This is a genomic window from Frankia nepalensis, from assembly GCF_016786325.1.
Lineage (GTDB): Bacteria > Actinomycetota > Actinomycetes > Frankiales > Frankiaceae > Pseudofrankia > Pseudofrankia nepalensis.
This window is the reverse complement of record NZ_JADWYU010000275.1, coordinates 1-5,279: the sequence shown is the minus strand read 5'-3', so window position 1 is coordinate 5,279 and position 5,279 is coordinate 1. Positions and strand designations below refer to the sequence as shown.

Sequence of the window (5,279 nt, the reverse complement as noted above, 5' to 3'; positions counted from 1 at the left end):
CCGAGATCCCGCGCGGGAAGCGACAGGTGACGGCGAGCGGCGGCCTGGCACGGGACAGCCGGGCGACCAGCGCCGCGGGGGGGGGGGGGGGCCGGCCGGGGGGGGGGGGGCGGGGCCCCCCGGCCCCGCCGGCCGCCGCCTGGGGTTCTCCCGCGGCCGGGAGGGCGCGCCGGGGCGGCGCCCCGCGACGGCCAGACGTGACGGGAACGGCCTGGCCGCCGGCGCTCGCCGTCGCCGCCGTCTGCGTCGCGACGCTGGCGGTCGGGGCGCTGGGGCTGCGGCTGTCCCGCACGACCAGCGACTTCTACGTGGCCAGCCGGGTCGTGAGCCCGCGCTGGAACGCCTCGGCGATCGGCGGCGAGTACCTGTCGGCTGCGAGCTTCCTCGGCGTCGCCGGGCTGGTGCTGGCCGTCGGCGCCGACATGCTCTGGTACCCGATCGGCTACACCGCGGGCTACGTCGTGCTGCTCGTGCTCGTGTCCGCGCCGTTGCGCCGCTCGGGGGCGTTCACCCTGCCGGACTTCGCCGAGATCCGGATGGGCTCGGTGCTCGTCCGCCGGGTCTCCTCGGTGCTCGTCGTCGGGATCGGCTGGCTCTACCTGCTCCCGCAGTTCCAGGGCGCCGGTCTCGCGCTGCGCGCCGCCACCGGCGCGCCGGCCTGGCTCGGGGCGGTGATCGTCGCCGGGGTGGTGGTCTTCAACGTGCTCGCCGGCGGGATGCGCTCGATCACCATCGTGCAGGCGTTCCAGTACTGGCTGAAGCTCACCGCCATCGCGATTCCGGTGATCTTCCTGCTGGCGGCGTGGTGGTCGGACGGCGCGCCGGCGGCGCCGGCCGACGGGGACCCGCGCACGGTCCGGCCGGTGACGGTCCGCCTCGTCGACACGGTCCGCGTCCGCGTCGACCACCCGACGACGCTCACCATCCATGGCGTGCTCGACGGCCGGCCGGTCGCCGGGCCCGTCCGGCTCGGCCCGGTCGCCCCAGCAGCCTCGCCCGTCTCGCCCGTCTCGCCCGCCCCGGGCGCCGCCGGGCCCACGCCCCGGACCGCCGCGCCCGCGCCCGCGCTGACGGCCACGGCCGCGGCGGCCGCGGGGACGGGCGGCGCCGGCCCGGCGACGACGGCCGTGATCGCCGCGGGCAGCACGGTGACGCTGCCCGCCGGGACCCCCGTGCCGCGCGCGGAGGAGATCCTCGGCCGCGGCGGGACCGGCACCGCGCCGGCCGGCGGCGCGCGCCGCGACCACTCGCTCTACCGGACGTACTCGCTGCTCCTGGCGCTGCTGCTCGGCACCATGGGCCTGCCGCATGTGATCGTCCGCTTCTACACGAATCCCGACGGCCAAGGCGCTCGGCGCGCGGCCGCCGCCGTCGTCGGGCTGCTCGGCGTGTTCTACCTGTTCCCGCCGGTGTACGCGGCGCTTGGCCGGATCTATGCCCCGGACCTGCTGCTCACCGGCCGGACCGACACCGTCGTGCTGGCCCTGCCCGAACGGATGTTGCCCGGAGCCGGGGGCGAGGCGCTCGCGGCGCTCGTGATGGGCGGCGCGTTCGCCGCCTTCCTGTCGACGTCGAGCGGGCTGACGGTCTCGGTCGCCGGGGTGCTCAGCCAGGACCTGCTGCGCCACCGGACCCGCACCGGCGTCGCCGGCTTCCGGGCCGGCGCGGTCCTCGCCGTCGCGGTGCCGGCGGCGGGCACGCTGCTCGCGACGAGGGTGGGCCTGGCCGACACGGTCGGCCTCGCGTTCGCCGTCGCCGCGTCCACGTTCTGCCCGCTGCTGGTCCTGGGTATCTGGTGGCGGCGCCTCACGGTGGCCGGCGCGCTCGCGGGCCTCGCGGTCGGCGGTCTCACGGCCGCGTCCGCCGCCCTGGTGACCATGCTCGGCGGGGCGCCCGCGGGGCTCGCGGGGGCGCTGCTCGCCCAGCCGGCCGCGTGGACCGTCCCGCTGGCGTTCGCGGTGATGCTGGTCGTCTCGCTGCGCACCCCCGCCACCATGCCCGCCGGCGTCGGCGGCGTCCTCACCCGGCTGCACGTCCCCGAGGGCCTGCGCGCCGCCCGCGCCGCCTCCCCGGCCTCCGGCACCGCCGCGGCTTCGGCGACGGGTGCCCGCGACGTCGCCGCCATCCCCGATTGGCGCGAAACCTCGTGACCGGTGAGCGGGGCGGCCCCGACGGGTGGCTGGTCATGGCCTGTGGGAAGTTCGACCATGATCCCAGCCGCCCTGGTGCCGAAAACCGCCTCGTCTGGCACCACAGCCCATGGCCCGATCCCAGGACCGGCCAGCCACCAGCGATGTTCATCGCCTCACGTGGCCGGCCAACCTCGGCCTCGGAACTGATCAGGTGTCCGAACGGGCCGCGCCGGGCCCGCACGGGCGGTCCGGCCGGCGACGGCGCGGTGACGGGATCCGGCGGCGCGGACAGCGGACATAGGGGACGATCCCGGCCGGGTGGGGCGGCGGATGGACCAGCGGGGTGGCGGTGGCCGGGCGTGGCTCGGCGGTCGGGACAATGGGGCATGCTCACCGACGATGATGTCGACCAGATCGTGATCAAGGCGGCGGGGGACGGACGGCACAACGCCGCGGCCGCGCGGCTCGAGGAGCTCGCCGAGAAGCCGGAGCTGCACGCTGGCGAGATCAACCGGGCGTCGCTGCTCGTCGACGCCGGTGGGCAGCATGGGCTGGCCGGGGACTGGGACGCGGCGATCCGCTGCTACCAGGAGGCCATCGCCGCCGGCGACTGCCAGCGGACCGACCCGCGCGTCTGGCTGCACGACGCCCTGCTGCGCACCGGCCGGCCCGACGAGGCATCCGGGCTGCTGCGCGAGCTGAAGGCCGTCCGCAGCCAGGACCCGGACCTCTACGCCGCGGTAGCCGAGTCGCTGGAGATGCACGGGCTACTCGCCGACGCGCACACCTGGTTCACCATGGGCTACCACCGCTGCGAGAACGCGGACGTCCCGGAGTTCATGCTCGACCTGCTCCTCGTTGGCCGCCGCCGCGTCCGGCACAGCCTCGGCTACCCCACGGACGAGCTCGACGAACTCGCCGACGACTACCTCGACGCCGTCGCCGACTGAGCCGCCTGCCCGCCGGGTGTCAACCGCCGGCGGGGTCGGGGGCCAGTACGGGGCGCAGCGCGTCGAGGACGCCGGCGTCCTCGATGGTGGACGGGATGGCCGGGGCGCGGCCGTCGGCGATCTCGCGCATGGTGCGGCGCAGGATCTTGCCGGAACGGGTCTTCGGCAGGGCGGCGACGACGTCGACCCGCTTGAACGCGGCCACCGGGCCGATCTCGGCGCGCACCCGGGCGACCAGCTCGTCGGCGAGGACGGCCGGGTCCACGTCGATCCCGCTCTTCACGACGACCAGCCCGCGCGGCACCTGGCCCTTGAACGAGTCGGCGACGCCGACGACGGCGCACTCGGCGACCGCCGGGTGCGCGGCCAGCACCGCCTCCATCTCGCCGGTCGACAGCCGGTGGCCGGCCACGTTGATCACGTCATCGGTGCGGCCGAGGACGAACAGGTAGCCGTCCTCGTCGACGTAGCCGCCGTCGCCGGTCAGGTAGTAGCCGTCGAACGTCGACAGGTACGACGCGACGTAGCGGTCGTCGTCGCCCCACAGCGTCGGCAGCGTGCCGGGCGGCAGCGGCAGCCGGATCGCGATCGCTCCCTCGGTACGCGCCGGGACCTCGACGCCGGCCGGTTTCTCCGGGTCGAGGACGCGCACGTCGTAGCCGGGCATCGGGACCGACGGCGAGCCGGGCTTGGCCGTCAGGCGCTCCAGGCCCAGTGGGTTGGCCGCGATCGGCCAGCCGGTCTCCGTCTGCCACCAGTTGTCGACGACCGGGACGCCGAGCATGGTCGACGCCCACTCGTAGGTGGCCGGGTCGAGGCGCTCGCCGGCCAGGTAGAGCGCCCGCAGCGTCGAGCCGACGTCGTACTTGGCCAGGTGCGCGCCGGCCGCGTCCTCTTTCTTGATCGCGCGGATCGCGGTGGGCGCGGTGAAGACGACCTTCACGCCGTGCTCGGCGACGACCCGCCAGAAGGCGCCCGCGTCCGGGGTCCCGACCGGCTTGCCCTCGTAGAGGACCGTGGTCGCGCCGACCAGCAGCGGGCCGTAGACGGTGTACGAGTGGCCGACGGCCCAGCCGATGTCGGACGCGGTGAACATCGTGTCGCCCGGGCCGACGTCGTAGACGTTGGCGATCGACCAGGCCATCGCGACCGCGTGCCCGCCGTTGTCGCGCACGATGCCCTTGGGCCGGCCGGTCGTGCCGGACGTGTAGAGGATGTAGAGCGGGTCGGTCGCGGCCACGGCCACCGGATCGGCCGGGGACGCCCCGGGGACGACGTCGGCCCAGTCGTGGTCGCGGCCCGAGACGAGGTCGCACCGCCGCTGGTCGCGCTGGACGATCACGGTCTTCGCCGGCGGATGGGCGGCCAGCCGCAGCGCCTCGTCGAGCATCGGCTTGTACGGGACGAGCCGCGTCGGCTCGATGCCGCAGGACGCGCTGACGACCAGCGTCGGGCGGGCGTCGTCGATGCGGGCGGCGAGCTCGGCCGGGGCGAAGCCGCCGAACACCACCGAGTGGACCGCGCCGAGCCGGGCGCAGGCCAGCATGGTGATGACCGCCTCCGGGATCATCGGCAGGTACACGATCACCCGGTCGCCCGTGGCGACGCCGAGGGCGGCGAACGCGCCGGCCGCGCGCGCGACCTCGTCGCGCAGCTCGCGGTAGGTGTAGCGGCGCAGCGTCCCGGTGACCGGCGAGTCGTAGATGAGGGCGACCTGGTCGGCGCGGCCGTTCGCGACATGCCGGTCGACGGCGTTCGCGCAGGTGTTCAGCGTCGCGTCCGGGAACCAGCGGTAGAACGGCGGACGGCTCGCGTCCAGGACCCGCTCCGGCGGGCGCACCCAGTCGACGGCGCGCGCCTGCTCGGCCCAGAACTCTTCCGGCTCCTCGATGGCCCGCCGATACTGTCGCCGGTAGTCGCCCATGAACCTCTCCTCCGCCGCCCGGATCCGACCCTGATCCGCTGTTACCGCCATCACAGTGGCATGGCCGACCGCCCAGGCGCATCGTCCATCCCGCCCGTGGCGTGGCCCGGACGGATCTGGGTCGTCGCGTCGCCAGGTGTCCGCGGTGGCGCGGCTCGGGGCCGGTTCCGAGCCATTCCGGGAATGCGGCCCGTCGGGGGGCCGGACGGGGCCGCGGCGCCACCTGGGCGTCCGCGGCCTGTCTGGGTCCGACCCGGCCAGCCGGGAGGGGGG

Annotated in this window: 3 protein-coding genes; 2 read left to right on the top strand and 1 reads right to left on the bottom strand. The window is 75.7% G+C overall.

Annotated elements, in window-relative coordinates; genetic code table 11:
* Positions 1-197 precede the first annotated feature (197 nt).
* A complete protein-coding gene (locus tag I6A81_RS40185) occupies positions 198-2,150 on the top strand; it encodes a sodium/solute symporter (protein ID WP_307875225.1) in 1,953 nt (650 codons plus the stop codon).
* Positions 2,151-2,518: 368 nt separating this feature from the next.
* Positions 2,519-3,082 (top strand): tetratricopeptide repeat protein, encoded by a 564-nt coding sequence (locus I6A81_RS40180; RefSeq protein WP_203010492.1) that lies wholly within the window; start codon positions 2,519-2,521, stop codon positions 3,080-3,082.
* Between the two features lie 19 nt (positions 3,083-3,101).
* Here the strand turns inward: I6A81_RS40180 and I6A81_RS40175 are convergent, their stop codons facing one another.
* A complete protein-coding gene (locus I6A81_RS40175; RefSeq protein WP_203010491.1) occupies positions 3,102-5,006 on the bottom strand; it encodes an AMP-binding protein in 1,905 nt (634 codons plus the stop codon).
* Positions 5,007-5,279 lie beyond the last annotated feature (273 nt).

Bases quoted from the DNA above. Each gene is read 5' to 3' on its own strand.
- I6A81_RS40180 (WP_203010492.1), top strand. From the start codon at position 2,519: ATGCTCACCGACGATGATGTCGACCAGATCGTGATCAAGGCGGCGGGG.
- I6A81_RS40175 (WP_203010491.1), bottom strand. From the start codon at position 5,006: ATGGGCGACTACCGGCGACAGTATCGGCGGGCCATCGAGGAGCCGGAA.